This window comes from Micromonospora sp. NPDC126480 (assembly GCF_040302465.1).
Classification (GTDB): domain Bacteria; phylum Actinomycetota; class Actinomycetes; order Mycobacteriales; family Micromonosporaceae; genus Micromonospora.
In genome coordinates this window covers 136249-158882 of record NZ_JBEORU010000010.1, presented here as the reverse complement: position 1 = coordinate 158882, position 22634 = coordinate 136249, and the positions used below count along the sequence as shown (strand labels likewise).

General features: G+C 76.2%; 17 protein-coding genes and 1 pseudogene. 8 read left to right on the top strand and 10 right to left on the bottom strand.

Going from position 1 to position 22634, the window contains the following annotated elements; translation table 11 throughout:
- Positions 1 to 40: 40 nt before the first annotated feature.
- A complete protein-coding gene (locus ABTW87_RS12325; RefSeq protein WP_350650883.1) occupies positions 41 to 721 on the bottom strand; it encodes a winged helix-turn-helix transcriptional regulator in 681 nt (226 codons plus the stop codon).
- 73 nt (positions 722 to 794) lie between these two features.
- Here ABTW87_RS12325 and ABTW87_RS12320 point away from each other — a divergent pair, with 73 nt between their 5' ends.
- The 4 genes and pseudogenes from ABTW87_RS12320 to ABTW87_RS12305 all read left to right on the top strand — a co-directional run bounded on the left by ABTW87_RS12320 (position 795) and on the right by ABTW87_RS12305 (position 4928).
- Positions 795 to 1757, top strand: a complete 963-nt coding sequence (locus ABTW87_RS12320; protein ID WP_350650882.1) for a PLP-dependent cysteine synthase family protein — start codon at positions 795 to 797, stop codon at positions 1755 to 1757.
- A pseudogene (lnt, locus tag ABTW87_RS12315) lies at positions 1717 to 3428 on the top strand (apolipoprotein N-acyltransferase). Before ABTW87_RS12320 ends, lnt begins: the two are co-directional and overlap by 41 nt.
- Positions 3429 to 3485: 57 nt before the next feature.
- Positions 3486 to 4274, top strand: a complete 789-nt coding sequence (locus ABTW87_RS12310) for a polyprenol monophosphomannose synthase (protein WP_350650881.1) — start codon at positions 3486 to 3488, stop codon at positions 4272 to 4274.
- A gap of 132 nt (positions 4275 to 4406) precedes the next feature.
- Positions 4407 to 4928, top strand: coding sequence for an FxsA family protein (locus tag ABTW87_RS12305; protein ID WP_350650880.1), 522 nt, complete (start codon positions 4407 to 4409; stop codon positions 4926 to 4928).
- A gap of 64 nt (positions 4929 to 4992) precedes the next feature.
- On the opposite strand, the gene ABTW87_RS12300 is transcribed toward ABTW87_RS12305, so the two are convergent.
- On the bottom strand, positions 4993 to 5334 hold the full coding sequence (locus tag ABTW87_RS12300; protein ID WP_046564157.1) for an RNA polymerase-binding protein RbpA: 342 nt from the start codon (positions 5332 to 5334) through the stop codon (positions 4993 to 4995).
- 212 nt (positions 5335 to 5546) lie between these two features.
- Between ABTW87_RS12300 and ABTW87_RS12295 the strand changes: the two genes are divergently transcribed.
- Entirely contained in the window at positions 5547 to 7025 is a 1479-nt protein-coding gene (locus ABTW87_RS12295) for a peptide MFS transporter (RefSeq protein ID WP_350650879.1), read from the top strand.
- A gap of 19 nt (positions 7026 to 7044) precedes the next feature.
- On the opposite strand, the gene ABTW87_RS12290 is transcribed toward ABTW87_RS12295, so the two are convergent.
- The 4 genes from ABTW87_RS12290 to ABTW87_RS12275 form a co-directional block, all read right to left on the bottom strand.
- Positions 7045 to 7635: a pyridoxamine 5'-phosphate oxidase family protein gene (locus ABTW87_RS12290; RefSeq protein ID WP_350650878.1), complete on the bottom strand. Its 591-nt coding sequence runs from the start codon at positions 7633 to 7635 to the stop codon at positions 7045 to 7047.
- A gap of 260 nt (positions 7636 to 7895) precedes the next feature.
- On the bottom strand, positions 7896 to 9065 hold the full coding sequence (locus ABTW87_RS12285) for a hypothetical protein (protein ID WP_350650877.1): 1170 nt from the start codon (positions 9063 to 9065) through the stop codon (positions 7896 to 7898).
- A gap of 65 nt (positions 9066 to 9130) precedes the next feature.
- A complete protein-coding gene (locus tag ABTW87_RS12280; protein WP_350650876.1) occupies positions 9131 to 10582 on the bottom strand; it encodes a multicopper oxidase family protein in 1452 nt (483 codons plus the stop codon).
- 181 nt (positions 10583 to 10763) lie between these two features.
- Entirely contained in the window at positions 10764 to 12113 is a 1350-nt protein-coding gene (locus ABTW87_RS12275; protein ID WP_350650875.1) for an MFS transporter, read from the bottom strand.
- A gap of 75 nt (positions 12114 to 12188) precedes the next feature.
- Here ABTW87_RS12275 and ABTW87_RS12270 point away from each other — a divergent pair, with 75 nt between their 5' ends.
- The 3 genes from ABTW87_RS12270 to ABTW87_RS12260 are packed head-to-tail and all read left to right on the top strand — an operon-like array spanning position 12189 to position 15180.
- The gene (locus ABTW87_RS12270) at positions 12189 to 12839 is read left to right on the top strand and encodes a TetR/AcrR family transcriptional regulator (protein WP_350650874.1); all 651 of its coding nucleotides are present in this window, start codon (positions 12189 to 12191) and stop codon (positions 12837 to 12839) included.
- Positions 12840 to 12898: 59 nt separating this feature from the next.
- Complete coding sequence (locus ABTW87_RS12265) at positions 12899 to 14242, top strand: flavin-containing monooxygenase (RefSeq protein WP_350650873.1); 1344 nt, start codon at positions 12899 to 12901, stop codon at positions 14240 to 14242.
- Entirely contained in the window at positions 14239 to 15180 is a 942-nt protein-coding gene (locus ABTW87_RS12260) for an SDR family NAD(P)-dependent oxidoreductase (protein ID WP_350650872.1), read from the top strand. The genes ABTW87_RS12265 and ABTW87_RS12260 overlap by 4 nt, the downstream gene beginning before the upstream one ends.
- 88 nt (positions 15181 to 15268) lie before the next feature.
- Here ABTW87_RS12260 and ABTW87_RS12255 read toward each other — a convergent pair whose 3' ends face one another.
- The 4 genes from ABTW87_RS12255 to ABTW87_RS12240 form a co-directional block, all read right to left on the bottom strand.
- The gene (locus ABTW87_RS12255; RefSeq protein ID WP_350650871.1) at positions 15269 to 17491 is read right to left on the bottom strand and encodes a glycosyl hydrolase family 95 catalytic domain-containing protein; all 2223 of its coding nucleotides are present in this window, start codon (positions 17489 to 17491) and stop codon (positions 15269 to 15271) included.
- Positions 17488 to 18537, bottom strand: a complete 1050-nt coding sequence (locus tag ABTW87_RS12250; RefSeq protein ID WP_350650870.1) for a LacI family DNA-binding transcriptional regulator — start codon at positions 18535 to 18537, stop codon at positions 17488 to 17490. The genes ABTW87_RS12255 and ABTW87_RS12250 overlap by 4 nt, the downstream gene beginning before the upstream one ends.
- Positions 18534 to 20969, bottom strand: coding sequence for a glycoside hydrolase family 3 C-terminal domain-containing protein (locus tag ABTW87_RS12245; protein WP_350650869.1), 2436 nt, complete (start codon positions 20967 to 20969; stop codon positions 18534 to 18536). Before ABTW87_RS12245 ends, ABTW87_RS12250 begins: the two co-directional genes overlap by 4 nt.
- Positions 20970 to 21257: 288 nt before the next feature.
- Positions 21258 to 22472 (bottom strand): ROK family transcriptional regulator, encoded by a 1215-nt coding sequence (locus ABTW87_RS12240; protein ID WP_350650868.1) that lies wholly within the window; start codon positions 22470 to 22472, stop codon positions 21258 to 21260.
- Between the last annotated feature and the right edge of the window lie 162 nt (positions 22473 to 22634).

The window sequence follows — 22634 nt, the reverse complement described above, 5'->3', positions numbered from 1 at the left end:
CCACCGGCCGGGGAGGGCCTGGGAGCATCGGGGCGCGGCGTCAGCCGCGCCCCGATTTCGTTGCCGCGTCGTCGTCGGCGCGCAGCAGGTAGCCGAGGAACCAGTGGGGCATGCGCCGCACCAGCGCCGGGTCGCCGTGCACCCGTACCGAGGGCTGGCGCAGGAACCCCGCCCAGGTCAGCTCGCCCAGCCACCAGCGGGTGGCGGCCCGCAGCGGCGCGGCGAGCCACACGTCCACCGGGGCGCCGGTGTCCTCCCGGCACAGGTTCACGCCGGTACGCGCCAGGTGCAGCCAGTGGTGCCGGTCGACGGTGCGGTCGGTGAACTCCACCGCCACCACCACGGTCCGCTCGGGCAGCGCGGCGACGTCGACGCGTCGCTGGATGTCCCAGGTGAGGGCGGCGGTGTCGAGGTGCTCGTCGGCCAGCGGCAGCCGGCCTGCTCCGGTGGCCCAGGCGGCGAGGCCCTGCACGGTGGGTGCCAGCGCGGCGCCGGCCGCGGTGAGCCGGTAGCCGCCGCCGGTGGCCTCGACGACGCCGGCGCCGGTGAGGGCGCGCAGCCGGGCGGCGAGCGTCGCCCGGGGGATGCGGGGCAGGCCGCGGCGCAGGTCGGTGTAGGTCGCCGCGCCGAGCAGGAGTTCCCGCACGATCAGCAGCGTCCACCGCTCGCCGAGCACCTCGAGGGCGCGGGCCACCGCGCAGAACTGTCCGTACCCGGTCACGGTCGGCCACTCTACCGGCGCCGGTTCATTCTTTGAACTGTCCTGGTGGCGGGGCGGCGGCGAGGATCGGGGCATGACGGTGCTCGACACGATCGGCCGGACCCCGCTGGTGCCGCTGCGGCGGGTGGCGCCGCCGGGCTGCGCCCGGATCCTGGTCAAGGTGGAGGGTGCCAACCCTACCGGCAGCATGAAGGACCGCATGGCGCAGGCGATGATCGGCAGGGCCGCCGCCGACGGCCGGCTACCCGTAGGCGGCACCATCGTCGAGTACACCGGCGGCAGCACCGGAGCGTCGCTGGCGCTGGTGGCGGCGGTGCGCGGCTACCGGATGCGGATCGTCACCTCGGACGCGTTCAGCGGCGACAAGCTGGCCCAGATGCGGGCGTACGGGGCGCACCTGACGGTCCTCCCCGCCCCCGGGCGGTTGATCACCCGGGCGCTCATCGAGGACATGATCGCCGCCGCCCGGCAGATCCGCGACCGGACCGGCGCGTACTGGACCGACCAGTTGACGAACGAGGACAGCATCGCCGGCTACCGGCCGATGGGCGCCGAGATCGCCGCGGCGGCCGGCGGCCGGGTTGACGCGTTCGTCCAGGCCGTCGGCACCGCGGCGTCGCTGCGCGGCGCCGGCGGCGAGCTGCGCCGGCACCACCCGGGGGTACGGATCGTCGCCGTCGAGCCGGCCGAGTCGGCGGTGCTGTCCGGCGGCGCCCCGGGCGCCCACCGCATCGAGGGCATCGGGATCGGCTACCGCCCCCCGATGTGGGACCCCGACCTGGTCGACGAGGTCGTCGCCGTGCCCACCGGCCGGGCCGAGGCCATGGCCCGGCGGCTCGCCCGGGAGGAGGGCCTGTTCGCCGGCACCTCCTCCGGCGCCAACGTCGTCGCGGCGATCGCGGTGGGCCGTGCGCTCGGGCCGGCTGCGACCGTCGTCACGCTCCTGGTGGACTCCGGGCTGAAATACCTGGCCACCGGCGGGTACGGGACGCACGGTGACACGCCGGACGGGGGCGGGCCGCCCGCCGGCGGGTAGCCTTCGGCACGTGATCGTGGTGAGGCGCCGGTGACGGCCGTGGAGACGATGCAGGAGCCGGCCGCCCGGTCGCGGCCGGCCGCCACGCCGACCGCTGCGCTGCCGCTGCCCGTGGCCGTCGCGGCGGCGGCCGCCGGGGGCGCGGCGATGCTGTTCGCGTTCCCCCCGTACGGGGTGTGGCCGCTGGCGCCGGTGGGTGTGGCGCTGTTGGCCGCGGCGGCGCACCGGCGGCGGCTGCGCGCCGGCGCCGGCCTGGGGTTCGTCGCCGGGGTGGCGCTGTTCGCCCCGATGCTGAGCTGGACCAACCTGCACACCGGCTACCTGCCGTGGGTGCTGCTGTCGCTGCTGCAGGCCGGCTACCTGGCGCTGCTGGGCGCGGCGACCGCCTGGGTGTCGCCGCTCGTCGACCGGGCCCGCTGGGTGTGGCCGGCGCTGACCGGGGTGTTGTGGGTGGCGCAGGAGGCGCTGCGTGACCGCACCCCGTTCGGCGGGTTCCCGTGGGGGCGGCTGGCGTTCAGCCAGGACGACTCGCCGCTGCTGCGCGCGGCCGCCCTGGGCGGTGCGCCGCTGGTGACCTTCGCGGTAGCCCTGACCGGCGGGTTCCTGGTGGCCGCCGGGTGGGCCGGCTACGACGCGGGCCGGCGGGGCGGCGGGCCGCGCCGGTGGGCGCCGGTGGCCGCGCTGACCGCCGCCGCGCTGGCCGTGCCGGCCGCCGCGCTGGCGGTGCCGGTCGGTCCCGCCGGCGGCGGCGACGCGGTGACCGTGGCGATCGTGCAGGGCAACGTGCCGCGCCTCGGGCTGGACTTCAACGCGCAGCGGCAGGCGGTGCTCAACAACCACGTCGACGCCACCGTCGCGCTCGCCGCGCAGGTCGCCGCCGGTGCCCGGCCCCGCCCCGACCTGGTGGTGTGGCCGGAGAACTCCAGCGACATCGACCCGCTGCGCGACGCCGCCGCCGGCGGGCGGATCCAGACCGCGGCCGATGCGATCGGCGCGCCGATCCTCGTCGGGGCCGTGCTGCGCGGGCCCGGCCCGGGACAGGTGCGCAACGCGGGGCTGCTGTGGCGGCCGGGAAGCGGCCCCGACCTGGACCAGCTGTACACCAAGCGGCATCCGGTGCCGTTCGCCGAGTACGTGCCGCTGCGGGACGTGGCGCGCATGGTCAGCAAGCAGGTCGACCGGGTCCGGGCCGACTTCGTGCCCGGCACCGCACCGGGGGTGCTGCGTGCCGGTCCCGCGGTGCTCGGCGACGTCATCTGCTTCGAGGTCGCCTACGACGAGGTGGTCCGCGACACCGTCACCGGCGGCGCGCAGCTGCTGGTGGTGCAGACCAACAACGCCACCTTCGACGTGGCCGAGGCCCGCCAGCAGCTGGCCATGGTGCGGCTGCGGGCGGTCGAGCACGGCCGGCCGGCGTTGATGGCCTCCACGGTCGGTGTGTCCGGGTTCGTTTCCCCGCACGGGCGGGTAAGCGACGCCACCGGGTTCAACACCCGCGCGGTCGTGGTGCGGCAGCTGGACCTCGCCGACGGGCGCACGCTCGCCACCCGGGTCGGGCTGTGGCCGGAGGTGACGCTGACCGCCCTGGCGGTGGCGGCGCTGGCCGCCGCCGCGGTGCGGCGCCGGCGGGCCCGGCCCGCCGCAGCGCCGACCGCCGCCACGACAGCCTGACCGGGCCGCCCGGGGCCCGGTGACGGCCGGTACGCCGGCGGAGGGGGACGACGAGGAGTGGGCGACGAGACCGGTCACCCCGGGGTGGGACGGGTGCTCGTGGTGATCCCGACCTACAACGAGGCCGACAACCTGACCCAGATCGTGGACCGGGTACGCCGGGCCGCGCCGGCGGTGCACGTCCTGGTCGCCGACGACAACAGCCCGGACGGCACCGGGGCGCTCGCCGACGCCCTCGCCGGCGCCGACCCGCGCGTGCACGTACTGCACCGCGAGGGCAAGCAGGGCCTCGGCGCCGCGTACCTGGCCGGGTTCGGGTGGGCGCGCGAGCGCGGCTACGACGCCGTGGTGGAGATGGACGCCGACGGCTCCCACGCCCCGGAGGACCTGCCGGCGCTGCTGGCCGCCGCGCGTGACGCCGAGGTGGTGATCGGGTCGCGGTGGACCGGTGGGGCGCGGGTGCACAACTGGCCGCTGCGGCGGCTGCTGCTGTCGCGCTTCGGCAACCTGTACGCGCGGCTGGCGTTGGGGATGCCGGTGTCCGACGCCACCGGCGGCTACCGGGTGTACCGGCTCAGCGCCCTGGACGCCTTGGACCTGGAGTCGGTGTGCTCGCAGGGGTACTCGTTCCAGGTGGAGCTGTCCCGCCTCGCCCACCGGGCGGGTGTGCGGATCGTGGAGGTGCCGATCACGTTCGCCGAGCGGGAACGCGGCCACAGCAAGATGAGCCCGCTGATCGTGGCGGAGGCGCTGTGGCGGATCACCGGCTGGGCGGTCGCCGACCGGCGTACGGCGGTGCGGCGGGTCCTGCACGGCACCCCCACCGGACAGGTCCGCTGGCCGTAGCGCGGCCCGCGGGCGGGGGAGGGTGCGGCGGGGTCGTGTCATGCTGGACGGGCGGGACGGCGCCCCCGAGCCCCACCACCAGCGGTGAAAAAGGGCATGTCGGGGCGCCGCGACCGGCGGGTGAGGTGAGGAATGCGCCGAGGACTGAGATTCGTGCCGTTGGCTCTGCTGCTGGCGGTGGTGGCGGAACTGGCGGTGTTCGTGGTCGTGGGCCGGGCCGCCGGGTTCGGTGTGGCGGTGCTGGCCGTCTTCGCGGCGTCGCTGCTGGGCATGGTGCTGCTGCGCCGGGAGGGGATGCGCGCGTGGCGCGGCTTCCGCGCCGCCGCGGAGGCCGGGCAGCCGCCGGGCCCGCAGGTCACCGACGGCCTGGTCGGGCTTCTCGGCGCGCTGCTGCTGGCCACCCCGGGCCTGCTCAGCGGCGCGGTGGGCCTGCTGCTGCTGGTGCCGCCGGTGCGAGGTCTGGCCCGTTCCGGGGTGCGGCGGGCCGCGGAGCGGCGGGTGTCGTCGATGGTCGCCGGTGACCTGTTCGGGCCCCGCTGGGTGCGGGTGCGGCGGGGCACGCCGCAGCCGGCGCCGGCCGAGCCGGCCGAGCCGACGGTGGTCGACGGCGGGCGGGCCATCGAGGGGGAGATCGTCGAACCCCGGCAGGGCTGAGCCCTTCCCGCGCAGGAGACACGAAAACGCCCCCGGGGACTCCCGGGGGCGTTGCACGTCGGCGTCAGGCGCGGCCGCGGCGGGTGCGGACCTCCTGCAGCCGCTCGGCGAGGATGTCCTCCAGCTCGGCGATCGAGCGCCGCTCCAGCAGCATGTCCCAGTGGGTACGCGGCGGCTTGGCCTTCTTCTGCTCCGGCTCGCTGCCGTCGACCAGCCGGGCGACGCTGCCGTCGAACTTGCACTCCCAGGTCGTGGGGACCTCGGCGTCGACGGCGAACGGCACCTCGAACTGGTGGCCCTTGGCGCACAGGTACTCGCGGGTCTGACGCGGCGCGAGCTCCGTGTTGCGGTCGGATTCGTAGCTGACCGCCCCCAGACGGCTTCCGCGCAGCATACGCTCGCCCATGATCGTCTTCCCCTCGTTCGTGGTGCTGGTCTGTACGGTGTAACGGTCGGTGTCCGCCGGGCCATTCCCGCCGGCATACACCGGGCGGGCCGCAACAAGGGTAGCCGGCCATGACGAGCGCCCGGCGGGGTCGTCCCGGCCGGGCCGAAAGGGTGGAGTGTTTCCGCTGTCAACGGGGATGTTAGCGCCCCAGCGACAGCGGGAGGTTCACCATGGCCAGTGACGCGCCGGCCGCCCGGCCGCCGGCGGGGCGGACGTTCTTCGGTCACCCGCCGGCGCTGGCCACGCTGTTCCTCACCGAGATGTGGGAGCGGTTCAGCTTCTACGGCATGCGGGCGATCCTGGTGCTCTACCTGACCGCGTCGCTGGCCGAGGACGGGCAGGGGCTCGGCGAGTCCACCGCCAACGCCGTCTACGGCACGTACAACGCGATGGTCTATCTGATGGCGCTGCCCGGCGGCTGGGTCGCCGACCGGTTGCTCGGCGCGCGCCGCAGCGTCCTGTGGGGCGGCGTGGTGATCGCCGCCGGCCACTACGTGATGGCGATCCCGGTGCGGTGGAGCGTGTTCGCCGGCATGGCCCTCATCGTGGTCGGCACCGGCCTGCTCAAACCCAACATCTCCACCATGGTCGGCGACCTGTACGACCGGGACTCGCCGCGGCGCGACGCCGGCTTCGCCATCTTCTACATGGGCATCAACCTCGGCGCGTTCATCGCCCCGCTGGTCTGCGGCTTCCTCGGCGAGAAGATCAACTGGCATCTGGGTTTCGGTGCCGCCGCGGTCGGCATGACCCTCGGCGTCGCCCAGTACGTGCTGGGCCGGCGCAACCTCGGCGACGCCGGCGCCCGTCCCGCCGACCCGCTGCTGGGCGCGGACCGCCGCCGCGCCCTGACCCGCGCCGGCGTGGCCGCCGCCGTCGTGCTGCTGGCGGTGGCCGCGCTCGCGGTGGCCGACCTGTTCACCGTCGACACCGTCGTGAACGTGCTCACCGCCGTCACCGTGCTGGTCACCATCGGCTACTTCACGCGGATCATGACCGACCGGGAACTCAGCGCCACCGAACGCAGCCGGATGAAGGCGTACGTGTGGCTGTTCGTCTTCGCCGCCGCGTTCTGGCTCATCTACGACCAGGCCGGCTCGGTGCTCAACGTCTTCGCCGCCGACAACACCGACCGCGACGTCGGCGGGTTCACCTTCCCCGCCTCCTGGCTGCAGTCGGTGAACCCGATCCTCATCATCCTCGGCGCCCCGCTTGCCGCGCTGCTGTGGGTGCGCCTGGGCCACCGGGTCTCCACCCCGGCGAAGTTCGCCGTCGGCCTGATCCTCAACGGCCTGTCGTTCGTGCTGATGGCCGCCGCCGCGCAGGCCGCCGTCGGCGGCGACCTGGTGTCCCCGTGGTGGCTGGTGGCCGTGTACGCGCTGCAGGTCGCCGGTGAGCTGTCGCTGAGCCCGGTCGGCCTGTCCGCCACCACCAAGCTGGCCCCGGTCAAGTACGCCAGCCAGATGATGGGCCTGTGGTTCCTGGCCACCGCCGTCGGCGACGCGATCGGCGGCCAGGTCGCCCGCCTGGCCGACACCTGGGCCGAACCCACCTACTTCCTCACCTTCGGGCTGGCGTCGGTGGCGCTGGGCGTGGGCGCGGTCATGTTCACCCGCCACGTGCGGGCCCTGATGGCCGGCATCCACTGACCAGCGCCGGCCCGCCGCGTCACGCCGCCGGGGTCGGCGGCAGCGGCAGCGGCAGGCCCGGCAGGCCGTCGATGCTTGTCGCGACGTGCGGCTTGCCGGCGAAGTAGGCGTCCAGCGACGCGTCGTCCTCCCGGGCGAAGCGCCGGGCGTGCAGGTCCCGGTCGCCGTCGTAGGTCAGCAACGGCACGGCGTAGCCGCAGGTGTCGCGGATCAGCTCGGCCCGCACCACGACGATCGCCCGCAGCCCGTGCACGCTGGTGTCGACGTCCGGGAAGTGGCCGACCAGCTCCGGCCAGCGGGGATCGTCGCGGAACACCGGCTCGCCCCGGCCGTGCACCCGCACGATGTTCGGCGGGCCGGCGAACGCGCACCACATCAGCGTGATCCGGCCGTTCTCCCGCAGGTGCGCGACGGTCTCGGCGTTGCTGCCGGCGAAGTCCAGGTACGCAACGGTGAGCTCGTCGAGCACGGCCCACGACCCGCGCAGCCCCTTCGGGGACAGGTTGATCGTGCCGTCGGCGGCCAGCGGCGCGGTCGCGGTGAAGAACATCGGCTGGTCCTCGATGAAGGTGCGCAGCCGACCCTCGATGCGCTCGTACGTCTTTCCCATCCCGCCATCGTCCTCCCCGGCGGCCGGGCCGCGCCGCCCCGCCGGGGGTGAGCCCGGTCGCTATCGGCCCAGCAACCGGCGAGCCGGTCGTGGACCCGGCACAGGTGCGCGTACAGGGTGCCGCCGGGGTGCGGGACGCCCTCGGCGCCGAGACCGCGCAGCCACGCCCGTACGTCCGGGTCCACACCGTCGACCCTAGGGGCGGCGCCGGCGTCGCGGGGTGACTGATCGGTCACACCGCTGTCCCTGTCGGACGGCGCTCAGCCCGCCGGCGCCGCCGCCTCCCGGTTGGCCAGGGCGGCGGCCAGTTGACCGACCTGGTCGGCGAGCTGGGCGACCCGCCGGTGCGCCTCGTCGCGGTCGGTCTCGGCGGCGCGCAGGCGTACCGTCAGCTCCTCCAGCCGGCCCTCGGCGGCGGCCGCGGCCCGCCGGGCGGCGGCCAGCTCCGCGCGCAGCGCCTCCCGGGCCTCGGCCAGGGCCACCGCGTCCGCGCGGGCCCGTTCGGTCTCCGCCACCGCTTGCCGGCGGTCCGCGTCGGCCCGGTCCCGGTCGGCGACGGCCCGGTCACGGGCCTGCGCCGCCGCCTCGGCCTCGGCGCGGGCCCGCTCGGCCTCGGCGCGGTGGCGGTGCGCGGCCTCGACCGCCTCGGCGGCGGCCCGGGCGGCGTTGCCGGCCTCCGCGCCGGCCCGCTCGGCCTCCGCCCGGTGGCGCTGCGCGGTCTGGTCCGCCTCGGCCGCCGCCCGCGCCGCCCGGTCCGCGTCGGCGCGCGCGGCGTCCCGCTCGGCCGCCAGGTCGACGGCGCGGCGGCGCTGCGCGGTGAGCTCCGAACCGACGGTACGCAGCTCCGCGCGCGCGGCGTCGCGGTCCTGTTCGGCCTGCGCCCGCAGCGCCTCGGCGGCGCCGGCGGCGCGGCGGGCGGCGTCACGGGCCGCCTCGGCCGCCTCGGCCCGCCCGGCCGCCGCAGTGGACTCCTCGGCGGCACGGGCCGCGTCGGCGCGGGCGGCGTCCCGTTCGGCGAGCGCCAGCCGGGCCGCCTCCCGGGCGCGGGTGGCGGCCGCGGCGGCGTCCTCCGCGTCGCGGCGCGCCTCGTCGCGCGCGGCCTGCGCGGCCGCCACCTGCGTGGCGGCGTCGGCGCGGGCCTGGGCCAGCTGCCGCTCCACCCCGACCGGGGACAGCTCGGCGTGCAGGGCCTCGGTGAGGGTGTCCACGATCTGGTCGAGGCGGTCCACGGCCTCCCAGGTGCGGGCCACCTGCCCGGGTAGGCCGGGGGCGTTGCGGTGGCGCATCCGGCTGTTGCGGGCGGCCCGCTGGCAGGCGCCGTCGTTGTCCCGGCAGTAGCGGAACGGCCGCCCCGCGCCGGCGCGCTGCGGCACCTCGCGTCCACAGTGCGCGCACTCACGGGTGTCGGTGGGGGTGGCCTGCTCGTCCATGGGACGGGAAGTCTAGTGCCGGCCCGCCGGCCCGGCCCCGCCGCGGCCGGGCCGGCGGGTCGGGCTCACACCACCTCGAACTGGGCCATCATGCCGATCTGGGAGTGCTCCAGGAAGTGGCAGTGGTAGACGTAGCGGCCGGTGTAGCCGGTGAACGTGGCCTGCACGCGGACCGTCGAACCGGGCGGCACGGCGACCGTGTCCTTCAGGCCGGCCTCGCCCGGCTCCGGCGGTACGCCGTCGCGGTCGAGCACCCGGAACTGCACCAGATGCATGTGGAAGTTGTGGTCGATGTTGAACGCGGTGTCCCGGTTGGTGATCCGCCAGATCTCGGTGCTGCCCAGCGGGATCCGGGCGTCCACCCGGCCGGCGTCGAAGACCTGCCCGTTGATGGTGAACGTGGTGGAGCCCGGGTTGAAGCTCAGCGCCACGTCGCGGACCGTGGTGGCCGGCGGCAGCGCCGGCAGGGCCCGCAGCCGGTTCGGCAGCCGGCTGTCGTCGGCGGCCTCGGCGACCACGTCGAAGGCGAGCACCGGGCCGGTGGTGTCCTGCAGGACCACGCGGCTGCCGACCGGGAGCCGACCGAAGTCCACGACCACGTCGGCGCGTTCGGCCGGGGTGAGTTTCAGCTCGGCGCGCGGCACCGGTGCGGGCAGCAGGCCCCCGTCGGTGCCGATCTGCACCAGGTCCGCGCCGGGCAGCCGCAGCTCGAAGATGCGGTGCGCGGAGGCGTTGAGCAGCCGCAGCCGGTACCGGCGGGCGGCGACGGCCAGCACCGGCTGGGCCTTGCCGTTGGCCAGGATCGTCCGCCGGTCCATGTTCGGCGACGGGTCGAACACAAGCGTGCCGTCCTCGGCGAGCTGCGCGTCGCGCAGCAGAATCGGCACGTCGAAGCGGCCCGAGGGCAGCCGAAGGTCCCGCTCGGCCGGGTCGTCGATCAGGTAGAAGCCGTGCAGGCCCCGGTAGACGTGCTCGGCCTCCATGTGGTGGCTGTGGTCGTGGTACCACAACGTCGCCCCGCGCTGCCGGTTCGGGTAGTGGTAGGCACGCCGGCCGCCCGGCGCGACGACGTCCATCGGGTGCCCGTCGCTGGCCGCCGGCACGTACCCGCCGTGCAGGTGCACGTTCGTCGGGTGGTGCAGCTCGTTGCGTACCCGCACCAACGCCGGCCGGCCGTACCGGGCGCGGATGGTGGGTCCGACGAACTGGCCGTTGTAGCCCAGGACCGGCGTGGACACCCCGGGCAGGATCTCCGTCGTGGTGTGCCGAACCGACAGGTCGTACAGTTCGATGCCGCCGAGCACCGCCGTCGGCTTGAGTACCGGCGGCACCGGCAGCGCGACCGTGAACGGGTCGCCGGTCGCCGCGCCGCCGGCACCCGCGCCGGCGTGCCCGACGTGGTCGCCGTGTCCGGAGTGGCCGGATCGGCCGCCGGCGGTGGCGATCGCCGCGCAACCGGGCAGGAGCGCGCCTCCCGCCGCCAGCCCCCCGAGCGTGATGAGGCGTCGTCTGTCCATCTCTGCTCCTCCCCCTGCGGGCCGGTGGCCCCGCTGACCGGTGCCCATGCCGGTCGGGCCGGTGGCTCCCGGCCCGACTGGCCGCGGCGATGCAACCAGCGGGCGCTCGACGTTCGCTGGGGAGGCAGGTCGAGGGGGGATCGGAACCCACCCCAACCCCGAGGTGGGGTGGGGAAGGGGGTCAGGGTGTGGTGCGGGCGGTGCGGTCCAGGGTGTAGCGGCGCTGTACCAGCAGCGCCACGAGCATCAGGGCGGCCGGCAGCAGCCCGAAGCCCCACCTGATCGCGTCCAGCGCGGCGGCGGACTGGGTCACGGTCACACCGGCGGTGGAGGCCACGAACCCGCCGGCGGCCAGGCACAACGAGTACGCCCACGGGCCCAGCGCCGCGCCGGTGGCCTCGGTGGCGGTCCACACCCCGGTGTAGGTGCCCGCCCCGGCCGAACCGCCGGCGGCGCGGATGACGTCCGGGACCATCGAGAACGGCAGCAGCTGCATGCCGGCGAACGCCACCCCCAGCACCGCCACGGCGGCGACCAGGACCGGCAGGCCCGCCGGCGCCCCGACGGCGAGGACCAGCGAGCCGCCGGCGAAGGCGCCCTGCGCGGCCAGCAGCGCGCGCTGCTTGCCGACCCGCCGGGCCACGGCCAGCCAGGCCGGTGTCACCAGCAGCGCCGGCGCGACGAACGCCGCCACCAGGACCGTGGTCAGGCCGGGGCGGCCGAGCTCGTACTCGGCGTAGTAGGGCACCCCGGCCAGTACCAGGTGCGTGGTGGTGGACATCGCCAGGTAGGCGGCGACCAGGGCGCGGAACTGCCGGTCGCGCAGCGCCACCGCCAGGGCCCGCCACCCGCCGGCGTGGCTACCCGCCGCGGCGTCGGCGACCCGGCGCAGCCGGGTGATGCCGGCGACGCCGACCAGCATGGTCACCAGCATCCCGACCGCGAGCAGCAGTCCCATCCGCTGGTAGCCGCCCCGGGTGGCGTCGTCGCCGCCGGCCAGCAGTGGCGCCAGCAGCCCGGAGGCCAGGATGCCCAGGGTGAGCACCACCATCCGGAACGCCATCAGGCGGGTCCGCTCGTCGTAGCCGATCCGCAGGTCCGCGGGCGTGGCGAGGTAGGGAACCTGGTAGGCGGCGAACAGCAGGTTGCCGGCGACGAACGCGACCGCCACCCAGGCGGCGGCCGGAGCCCCGGTCAGGCCGCCGGGCACCGCGAACAGGGCGGCGAACGCGGCCGGCAGGGCACAGCCGAGCAGCAGCAGTCGGCGGCGGTGGCCGCGGCGGGCCTGCTCGAGGTCGCAGCGGTGCCCGATCCACGGGTGCAGCAGCACGTCGGCGATCTTGGGCAGCAGCAGCGCCAGGCCGGCCAGCCACGGGGTGACGGCCAGGACGTCGGTGAGGAAGTACAGCAGCAGCAGGCCGGGCACGGTCACCCAGACGCCCATGCCGACCGAGCCGGTGGCGAAGCCGACCAGCGGCCCGCGCGGCAGGGCGACGGCCGTGTCGGAGCGCTGCCCAGCCGCAGCGGTCATCGCGGGTCTCCCGTCCGGGCGCGTCGGCCCACCTGAATCCAACGGATGCTGGATTGTAGGGGCAGAATGGCGGACATGACCATGCCTCGCCGCAGACCGGGCCGGCCCCGGCGGGCCGACGCGACACCGACCCGCGAGCGGGTGCTCGCCGCGGCGACCGCGCTGTTCGCGCAGCGCGGCTTCGACGCCGTCGGGCTGCGGGAGGTCGCCGCCGTCGCCGGCGTCGACGTCGCCACGGTCGCCCACCACGCGGGTACGAAGGCGCAGCTCTACGACGCCTGCTTCGCGCGGGTGTTCACCGCCGAGCGGCAGGTGCTCGAGGAGGCGGCCGAGCGGGCCCGGCAGGCTCTGGCGGCCGGGCCGCAGAAGGCGCTGGGTGCCCTGCACGACCTGGTCGACGTGTTCGTGGACTTCCTGGAGGACCACCCGGAGACCACCGCGCTGTGGCTGCGGCGCTGGCTCGAGCCGCACCGGCACGCCGACCTCGACGCCCGTTACTCGGCGCCGCTGTACGCGCTGGTCGTTGACCTGTTGACCGTGGCGGCCGCGGCCGGGGCGCTGGCCGAGCCGACCCCGCACGTGACCGTGCGCAGCCTGGTGTGGGCGGTGCACGGGCACGTCACCGCGCTCGCCGCGGGGGTCGGCTCGGGCGCGCGGGAGCGGCGTGAGTTCCGCGCCTTCGTGCACCGGTTCCTCGACGCCCTCTACGGTCCGGCCGGCCCTTGACGCCCGGCCGGTGCCGGGGCATTATCCAACGAGCGTTGGATTAAGCGGAGGAGTCGGCCATGCAGCCCACCGTCGCGGTCGTCGGCGCGGGCGCGGCCGGACTGGCCACCCTCAAGGCGCTCGCCGACGCCGGAGTGCCCGCCGTGGCGTTCGAGGCCGGCGACCGGGTCGGCGGCCTGTGGGTGTACGGGTCGGCCGGCTCGCCCGCGTACCGCACGCTGCACCTGAACACCAGCCGCACCCGCACCGAGTTCGCCGACCATCCCATGCCGGCGCACTGGCCGGACTACCCCGACCACACCCGGATCGCCGACTGGCTGGCCGACTACGCCGACCGGTTCGGGCTGCACCCGCGGGTGCGGCTTCGGCACACCGTCGACCGGGTCGTGCCGGAGCCCGGTGGCCGGTGGACGGTGCACGCCGACGGCCCGGACGGGCCCACCCGGGTCAGCGTCGACGCGGTCGTCGTCGCCAACGGGCACAACCGGGTGCCGAACCCGCTGCCGGCGTACCCGGGTGACTGCACGGCACGGCAACTGCACAGCCACGCCTACCGCGGGCCCGAGCAACTCGCCGGCCGGCGGGTCCTCGTGGTCGGCGGCGGCAACTCCGCCATGGACATCGCCGTCGACGCCTCGTACGCCGCCGCGCGCACCCTGCTGTCGCTGCGCCGGGGCGTGTGGGTGGTGCCCAAGCACCTGCTCGGCCGCCCGTCGGACACGCTCAACGGTGCGCTGGCCCGGCGGCTGCCGTGGCGGCTGCGCCAGCGCGTCACCCAGGCGCTGCTCACCGCCACCGTGGGGCAGCCCAGCCGGTACGGGCTGCCCGCCCCGGCGCACGGCTTCCTGCAGGACCACCCCACCCTCTCCGACGGGCTGCTGTCCCGGCTCACCCACGGCGAGATCGAACCGCGCCCCGGCATCGCCGGCTTCGACGGCGACCGGGTGACGTTCACCGACGGGCGCACCGACGAGGTCGACCTGGTCGTCTGGTGCACCGGCTACCGGGTCGACCTGCCGTTCCTCGACCCGGCGCTGCTCGGCGACGGCGCCGAGACGCTGCCGCTGTACCGGCACGTGTTCCACCCCGACGCACCCGGCCTGGCGTTCGTCGGTCTCATGCAGTCCACCGGGGCGGCGTTCCCACTGGTCGAGGCGCAGGCCAAGCTTGTCGCCGCTCAGCTTTCCGGCGCGTACGCGCTGCCCCCGCTCCCGGTCCAGCGGGCCCACATCGCCGCCGAGCTGCGGGCCGCCCGTGACCGGTGGGGCGAGCGGCGGCCCGCCATGCGGGTCGACTTCGACGGCTACCTGGCGCAGCTGCGCCGGGAACTGGTCCAGGGCACCCGGCGGGCCGCCCGGGGGTCCGGCCGGACCCGGCCGGCGGAGACGGCGGCGGCCCGATGAGCGCGCCCGGCGAAAACCCGGCGGGCGCGCCCGGCGGCGACCCGGCGAGCGCGGCCGGCATCGACGCGACCGGCGGCAACCGCGCGAGCGGCGTCGTGCGGGGCCGCCGGTGGACGCGTGACCTCACCGGGCGGCGGGTGCTTGTCACCGGCGCGCGCGGCACCTTCGGCGGGCACCTGTGCGCGGCGCTGACCGGCGCCGGCGCCCGGGTCGTCGGCCTGGACCTGCGCCCGCTCGACGGCGTGGACGTGCCCGTGCTCGGCTGCGACCTGACCGACCCGCAGGCGGTGCCCGCCGCCGTCGCCGCCGCGGCCGACCGGCTCGGCGGGCTGGACCTGCTTGTCAACAACGCCGGCGTCGGCGGCCCCGCCCCGGCCGAACTGCCGCCCGACGAGGTCGTCCGCCAGCAGCTGGAGGTGAACCTGCTGGCCGCGTGGCGGACCACCGCCGCCGCGCTGCCCGCCCTGGAGGCCACCCGGGGCCGGGTCGTGTTCGTGGCCAGCCGGATGGCGCTGCTGCCGCTGCCGCTCGCCGCCGCGTACGGGGTCAGCAAACGGGCGTTGGTCGCGTACGCCGACGCGCTGCGCCACGAGGTCGGCACCCACGTCGGGGTCAGCGTCGTCTACCCGAGCATGGTCGCCTCGCCCATCCACGACAGCACCGCCGCGGCCGGCCTGTCCCTGAGCGGGGTGTCCCGGCTGGAACCGGTGCACGGGGTGGTCGCGGCGATCCTGAGGGCGGCCACCGCCCGGCGGGCGCCCCGGGACGTGGCCACCACCACCCGCGGACGGATCGAGCTGGCGCTGGCCCGGCACGCGCCGGCCCTCGCCGACCGGCTCGTCCGGCGAACCGTCGCGGGCCGGATCGCCGCCGGGGACCTCGACGGCGCGCCACTGGCCGCCGGCATGGTCCGCCGCCACCGCGACGCCGCCGGCTGACCCGCCCCGACGCCGCCGGCTGACCCGCCCCGACGCCGCCGGCTGACCCGCCGCGGCCTCAGCCGGCCGGACCGCCGACGCGCAACGGTCATGGCGGGTCCTCCTGCGGCAGCGTCACGACGGTCGGAACCCCCGGCGCCAGATCGACGGTGACGGTACCGCGCGGGGCGTGCACCCGTACCCGCCGCCGTACGGCGGCGACGAGGCGGACGGCCACCCGGTCGCCGGTCCAGGCCAGCTCCACCACCGTGAGCCGGCCCGGCAGCCGGACCCCGCGCAGCACGCCCCGCCCCAGTCCCGGCGGGAGCGCCGGCAGCAGCCGCAGCACGTCGCGCCGGGCGTGCACCAGCGCCTCGATGAGCACGGCGGGCAGCGCGTGCGCGGCGTCGGCGTTGTAGGTGACCCGGCCCGGGTTGTGTGCGCTCATCAGCGACCGGAAGAACATGTCGGCGCCCACGATCTTGCGCAGGTTCGCCGCGACCAGCGCGCCGTCGCGCAGCCGCGCCGCCGCGAGCGCCCGGTGCAGGCTGCCGTGCGCCGAGCGGTCCTCGTCGCCGCGCAGCGTGAGCGCCCGGTGCGCGGCCGCCGCCAGCGCGGGCGTGTCGTCCGGGTTGATCTCGTCGAGCGGCCACACCGGGTAGAGGTGACTCACGTGCCGGTGGTCGTCGTCGGGGCGGTACCCGGGCCAGGCCCACTCGGCCAGCGCTCCGCGCCCGTCGACCAGGTGCTCCGGCAGCCGCGCCGCCAGGGCCGCCCACCGCTGCTCGCCGGTCAGCTCGGCGGCGACGGTCAGGGCGTGCCGCGCGGCGGCGAGGTCCATCGTGGCGTTCACCGCCGCCGGCACCGGCCGGCCGTCGTCGTCCAGCGGCCCGGTCTCCGGCGAGTACGACGGCACGATCACCAGCCGCCCGTCGGCACCGGCGACGGTGAGGACGCCGGCGAAGAACTCCGCCACCTCGACCAGCCAGCCCGCCACCTCACCGAGCGGCTCGCCGGTGACCAGGTGGTGCTCGTACAGGGGGAACAGCAGCCAGTGCGCGCCGGGCAGCCACGCCGCGAACGGCCACCGCGGGTGCAGGTGGAACAGGTGCCCGTGCTCGCCGTCGGTGCGGCTGGGTGCCAGCAGGCCGGCCACCCCGTAGATCGCGCGGGCGTTGCGCCGCCAGTCGTCGACCTGGCCGCCGACCAGCCGGGCGTGCGCGGCGGTCACCTCCGGCAGCGCACCGAGGTTCGCGCCGGCCAACTGGAGGTTGAGGTTGGCGTCGGTGGTGAAGTCACCGGCCCAGGCGGCGTCCCAGGAGCCCAGCCACAGCCCGGTCAACCGGGGCGGCAGCACACCGGAGGCGGAGAACAGCAGGTACCGTCCGGCGTGGAACAGCCGCTCCAGCAGCGCCGGGTCGAGCCGGTCCGGCGCGGCGGCCTGCCGGGCGAGCAGCTCGCCGACCGGCAGCTCCCGGTCGGCGTCCGGCACGCCGAGGTCCAGGCTCACCCGCCGGTACGGGCCGGCGTGCCGGGACAGGTGCCGGTCGAGCAGGGCGGCGTACCCGGCCCCGGCGGTGACCAGCCGCCCGGCGAGCTGCCCGGTGCGCCAGGCGGGGGTGTCGACCCGGTCCAGCACCGTGGTCAGCAGCGCCCGCCCGCGCACCCGGACCCGGTCGCCGGCCGGTTCCGCGTCGCCGTGGACCAGGGTCAGGCCCTCGAAGCCGTACGCGCCACCGGCGTCCGGGTAGCGGCCGCGTACCCGCAGGAAGACCCGGCCGCCCGCGCGGTACGCGGCGACCTCGTAGCGCACCCCGTCGGGCCGTCCGGGCAGGTCACCGGTGGCGCCGACGGTGCACGCGCCAAGGTCCAGCTCGGTCACCACGAGCCGGTCGGCGCGGGAGACGAACGAGCGCCGCCGACCGCCGGACCAGGCGACGGTCACCTCGCCGGTGGCGAAGTCGGTCGACCGGCGGTAGTCGCGTACCGGCGGACCGCCGGCGTCGACGGTGAGCGCGAACCCCGGATGGTACGACTGCGTCCAGCGCAGCGTCCCGTCCCCGGCGAGCAGCCGCCCGGCCTCCGCCCGCCGGCCGGTGAGGATCAGCTCCCGGATCCGGGGCAGCACGGCGGCCAGTTCCGGCGGGCGGGCGTGCCGGGTGCCGTTGGGCAGCACGTACCGGTGGTGGTTGCAGATGATCCGTTCCGCGTACGGGTCGCCGTGCACCATGATCCCGTACTCGCCGTTGCCGGACAGGAACGCGTCCTCCCAGCTCGCGGCGGGGGCGGTGTCGACGATGCGGTGCGCGGCGGCCGGTGGCCGGGACCTCACCGCGGCGCACCGGCCGGGTCGGCGGTGCTGTGCCGCACCGTCAACCGGGGCGCCAGCAGCGTGGTCGCCGGCACGGCCTCGCCGGTCAGCTTGCGCATCAGCAGCGACACCGCCTGGCGGCCGATCTCCTCGGCCGGCACCGGCACGCTGGTCAGCATCGGAGTGGCCTGCACGGCGAACTGGTCCGGGCAGATCGCCACCACCGACACGTCGTCCGGGACCCGCCGCCCGAGACCGGCCAGGGCCGCCAGCGCCGGCCCGACCGCCGACTCGTTCTGCACCACCAGGCCGGTGACGCCGGGATGGCGCTCCAGCAGGCCGACCACGGTGCGCCGCACGTCGGCGTCGCCCTCCTCGCAGGGCACGCTTACCACCTCGACGCCGTGACCGGCCGCGGCGCGGGTGACCCCGGCGCGGGTGCGGTGCGCGAAGCCGGTGCCCCGTCGGTACACGGCGGCCGGCGCGCCGAGCAGCGCGACCCGCCGGTGACCCAGCCCGGCCAGGTGCTGCACGCACACCGCGCCGGCCCGGTCGAAGTCCAGGTCCACACAGGTCAGCCCGGCGGTGTCGGCCGGGACTCCGATCAGGACGCTGGGCCGGTCCAGCTCCCGCAGCAGCGGCACCCGGGGGTCGTCGAGTTCCACGTCCATCACCAGGATGCCGTCGACCAGGGCGCCGGCGGCGATGCGCCGCAGGCCGGCCGGTCCCTCGTCGGAGGTCAGCAGCAGCACGTCGTGGTCGTGGCGGCGGGCCGAGGTCACCACGGCGGTCGCGAACTGCATCACCACCGGCACCTGGATGCCCGAGCGCAGCGGCAGCACCAGGGCGATCACGTTGGCCCGGCGGCTGGCCAGGGCCCGGGCGCCGGCGTGCGGGTGGTAGCCGAGCAGCCGGATGCTCGCCAGCACCCGGTCCCGGGTGCCGGCGGAGATCGCCCGCTTGCCGCTGAGCACGTACGAGACGGTGCTGACCGCCACCCCGGCGTGGCGGGCCACGTCGGCGATGGTCGGCTGCGCGGGCCGGCGCCGGCCCCGGTCGACCGTCACCGCCGCCCGCCCGCGGCCAGGTCTCCCGGTGCGGGGGCGGCGGCCGGCCCGCCCTGTACCCGCAGGGCGCCGAGGAGGCGGATGTCCCGGGCGGAGCGCCCCACCAGCAGCGTGTGGGTGGCGTCCTCCACGACCGGACGGTTGCGGGTCTCGTCCCACCAGGCCAGGTCGTCGACGCGCAGCCGCAGCGTGACCGTGCGCCGCTGCCCCGCGGCCAGGGTCACCCGGGCGAAGTCGCGCAGCCGGCGCAGCGGCTGCTTGACCCGGCTGCGGCGTTGCCGTGTGTAGAGCTGCACGACCTCGACGCCGCTGCGGGCGCCGGTGTTGGTGACCTCGACGCTCACCTCGACCTCCTCGCCGGGTGCCGCGCTGTCCGTGCTCACCCGCAGGTCGGCGTACTTGAAGCGGGTGTAGCTCAGGCCGTGGCCGAACGGGTAGAGCGGGTCGCCCCGGTGGTACAGGTAGGTCGCGTCGGCGCCGATGATGTCGTAGTCGAGCAGCTCGGGCAGGTCGGCGGCGTCGGCGTACCAGGTCTGGGTGAGCCGCCCGGCCGGGTCGGTGTCACCCAGGAGCACGTCGGCGAGTGCGGCGCCGTGCTCCTGGCCGCCGTGCGCCGACCAGAGCACCGCCGGCAGGTGCTCGTGTGCCCAGCCCACCGCGTACGGGTAGCTGCTGGTGACCACCAGGACGGTACGCGGGTTGGCGGCGCGCACCGCCCGCAGCAGCTCCTCCTGCCCGCGCGGCAGGGCCAGGTCGACCCGGTCCTCGGTCTCCCGCCCGTTGACCATCGGATGGTTGCCGAGCGCGACCACGGCCACGTCCGCGTCGGCGGCCAGCGCGGCGGCCTCGGCCGGCCCGTCGACGACCAGTTCGACGGTGAAGGCGGTGGCGTTCCGGTCGCCGTCGACGCGTAGCCGCCCGTCGCCGTCGACGGTGACGTACCGCCCGCTGGCCAGATGGTGCAGCAGGACGGTCCCGTCGGGCCGGTGGTGGAAGCGGAACGTCTCGCGGACCACCCACCCGCCCGGGCCCGGCCGGTCGTTGACGAGCGTGCCGTCGTCGGTGGCGCCGACGTGCCGGCCGTTGCCGACGGCGCGCAGCGCCACGGTGTCGCGGCCCCAGTCGAACACGTCGAACCACGCGGCCGCGCCGCCGAGCGTCAGCGGGCCGCCGTCGGCGGTGTCGGGGCAGCCCACCACCCGGCCGTCGGCGTGCAGCGCGATCCGGTCGACGCCGGGGTGGGTGGTCACCGCCGGCAGCCGACCGGCCAGGGCAGCGCCCAGGGTCACCGCGTACGGCAGGGTGCCGCTGTACCAGTCGGTGTGCACGGTGTCGGCGAGCGGGCCGAGCACGGCCACCCGCAGCCGGGGGTCGAGGGGGAGCAGCGCGTCGTTGCGCAGCAGCACCACGGACTGGCGGGCCGCCTCCCGGGCCAGCTCGCGGTGGGCGGCGCAGTCGACGACCTCGGTGGAGGCGCGGGCGAACGGGTCGGTTCCGGCCGGGTCCAGGTCGCCGAGGCGCAGCCGGACGGCGAGGATGCGGCGGACCGCCCGGTCGACGTCTGCGACGTCGAGCAGCCCGCGGTCGAGGGCCTCGGTGAGCCGGGCCACGGTGGGTCCGCTGTCGGCGTCGTCCTCGGTGAAGCTGTCGACGCCGGCGCGCAGGGCGGCGGCGAAGCCGGTCACCTGGTCCGGCAGGTGGGCCTGCACGCCGGCGATGTTGGTGACCGCCCCGGCGTCGCCGACGACGAGGACGTCGGGTGCGACGCGGCGCAACTCGTCGGCGATCAGCGGGGACAGGTGCGCCGGCACCCCGTTGACGCGGTTGTACGAGGCCATAACGGCGACCGCCGCCCCGGCGGCCAGGGGAGCGTGGAAGGCCGGCAGTTCGTACTCGTGCAGCACCCTCGGCGGCAGGTCGCTGGAGGTGGTGGCACGGTCGGTCTCGTTGTTGTAGCCGAGGAAGTGCTTGAGCGTCGGTGCGGTGCGCAGCCGTTGCGGGTGGTCGCCGCGCAGCCCGTGGGCGTACGCCGTGGCCAGCCGGCCGGTCAGCCCGGGGTCCTCGGACCAGCCCTCCTCGTTGCGGCCCCAGCGCGGGTCGCGCAGCGGGTTGACCACCGGTGCCCACACGTTCAGGCCCACGGTCGGGTCGGCCTGGTGCTTGGCGCGTACCTCCGCACCGACGGCGGCGCCCACGGCGCGGACGAGGTCGGTGTTCCAGGTGCTGGCCAGGCCGATGGCCTGGGGGAAGACGGTGGCCCGTCCGAGCCAGGCGACGCCGTGCAGTGCTTCGGTGCCGGTGCGGAACGGGGGCAGGCCGAGCCGGGGAACGGGTGCCTGCCACTGGTGCAGCAGGCCGATCTTCTCCGGCAGGCTGAGCCGGCGTAGCAGGTCGTCGAGACGGGCCCGGGGCGGGGCGATGCTGTCGGTCATGGTGGGCCTTCCGTGGCTCGGCCACCGACGGAGAGTCGAAGCGCTTCGACAAGCGGTGGCGCGAGTGGCGTCGCATGGTGGGGTGGCGCGCGGTGTCGGCCCGGACGCTGGCGAAGCGCTTCGACGACCGTGCGAAGAATGGCCGCTCCGATTGCCCGGACGGAACGGCTCATCCGAGGTTGGCATCGTGCCCGGCTCCGGTCAAGGCCCCGGCGCAGTCGATGGTGGACGCTCCGGGCCGGCCGCCGTCACCGTGGTGGGTCCGGAGTGGCCGGCGGCTACCGCGGGTCAGGCGGCCGGGAGGCGGCCGGACTCCACTGTCGACAGGGCGGCGGTGGCGCCGCCGAGGGCGGCGGCCGTCGGGCCGAGGGTGGACGCGTCGAGCCGGCAGCCACCGGCGCCGGGGGCGTGGGTGCGGGCGGCCAGTTCGGAGCGGGCGGCCGGCAGCAGCCACGGCGCCAGCGGCGCGAAGTGCCCGCCCAGCACCACCGCCTCGGGGTTGAGCAGGTTGGCCAGCACGGCCACGCCCCGGCCCAGGTCGCGGCCGATCTCGGCGAGCCCGGCCAGGACGGTGGCGTCGCCGGCGCGGGCCATTACCTGGATGCGTTCCAGCTCGGGCAGGTAGTCGGTGACCGGCCCGTCGGCGTCGGGCAGCAGCCGGCGGACCACGGCCGGCAGCCCGGTGAGCGCGGTCAGGCACCCATGGCGGCCGCACTCGCAGGCCGGCCCGGCGTCGTCCAGACCGATGTGGCCGATCCCGCCGGCGAACCCGCGGCTGCCCCGCAGCAGGCGACCGCCGGCGACCACGCCGGCGCCGACCGCGGCACCCCCGGCGAGGTGCACCAGGTCGGCGGTGCCGGCGTAGCCGCCGTGGCGCTGCTCGGCCAGCACGGCGAGGTTGGCGTCGGTGTCCACCTCGACGGTGAAGCCGGGGTCGCGCAGGGCGGCACGCAGCTCGGCGGCCACCGGCACGTCGCGCCAGCCGAGTGCGGTGGCCAGCGGCGCGGTGCCGGCGGCGTCGACGAGCCCGGGCACCGCGACGGTGAGGCCGAGGACCGCGCGGCCCTGGGCGGTGACCCGCCCGACCGCCCGCCGGGCCAGCGCGGCGAGCGCATGGATGGTGTCGGTGGGGGAGCAGGTGCCGGCGGCGAAGGCCCGCCGCCAGGTCAGCAGGCGGTTCCCGCCCAGGTCCACGGCGAGCACGACCAGCTCGTCGGCCGCCACCTGGGCGCCGAGCGCGGCGTACGGCGCGCCGTCGAGGACGAGCATGGTCGCGGGCCGGCCGACGCGGTTCTCGGTGAGGCCGGTCTCGCGCAGCAGCCGGCGGTCGATCAGCTCGGTGACCAGACTGGACACGGTGGCCTTGTTCAGGCCGGTGCGGGCCGCGATGTCGGCCCGGGAGCAGGGGGCGTGCAGCCGGACGTGGCGCAGGACCACGGCCCGGTTGGCGACCCGCACGTCGCCGAGGTCGCTCGGCTGCGGTTCCGTGTGGATGCTGATCACTGTCTGTTCGCTCCCTGCGCCGACCGTGCGGGATCCCGACGGGTGTGGCGCGTCCATCTTCGCGTACCGACGCCCCGGTCGGTACGCCTGTCTTGTGGGACGCATGACCGTCGATTAGTTTGTTCGGCTAGAACCCCAACTAACTCTAGCCGAGGCGGGACG

Excerpts from the sequence above, each read along its gene's own strand:
- ABTW87_RS12320 (WP_350650882.1), top strand. The coding sequence starts at position 795 with ATGACGGTGCTCGACACGATCGGCCGGACCCCGCTGGTGCCGCTGCGG.
- ABTW87_RS12305 (WP_350650880.1), top strand. The coding sequence starts at position 4,407 with ATGCGCCGAGGACTGAGATTCGTGCCGTTGGCTCTGCTGCTGGCGGTG.
- ABTW87_RS12300 (WP_046564157.1), bottom strand. The coding sequence starts at position 5,334 with ATGGGCGAGCGTATGCTGCGCGGAAGCCGTCTGGGGGCGGTCAGCTAC.
- ABTW87_RS12295 (WP_350650879.1), top strand. The coding sequence starts at position 5,547 with ATGGCCAGTGACGCGCCGGCCGCCCGGCCGCCGGCGGGGCGGACGTTC.
- ABTW87_RS12290 (WP_350650878.1), bottom strand. The coding sequence starts at position 7,635 with ATGGGAAAGACGTACGAGCGCATCGAGGGTCGGCTGCGCACCTTCATC.
- ABTW87_RS12285 (WP_350650877.1), bottom strand. The coding sequence starts at position 9,065 with ATGGACGAGCAGGCCACCCCCACCGACACCCGTGAGTGCGCGCACTGT.
- ABTW87_RS12280 (WP_350650876.1), bottom strand. The coding sequence starts at position 10,582 with ATGGACAGACGACGCCTCATCACGCTCGGGGGGCTGGCGGCGGGAGGC.
- ABTW87_RS12275 (WP_350650875.1), bottom strand. The coding sequence starts at position 12,113 with ATGACCGCTGCGGCTGGGCAGCGCTCCGACACGGCCGTCGCCCTGCCG.
- ABTW87_RS12270 (WP_350650874.1), top strand. The coding sequence starts at position 12,189 with ATGACCATGCCTCGCCGCAGACCGGGCCGGCCCCGGCGGGCCGACGCG.
- ABTW87_RS12265 (WP_350650873.1), top strand. The coding sequence starts at position 12,899 with ATGCAGCCCACCGTCGCGGTCGTCGGCGCGGGCGCGGCCGGACTGGCC.
- ABTW87_RS12260 (WP_350650872.1), top strand. The coding sequence starts at position 14,239 with ATGAGCGCGCCCGGCGAAAACCCGGCGGGCGCGCCCGGCGGCGACCCG.
- ABTW87_RS12245 (WP_350650869.1), bottom strand. The coding sequence starts at position 20,969 with ATGACCGACAGCATCGCCCCGCCCCGGGCCCGTCTCGACGACCTGCTA.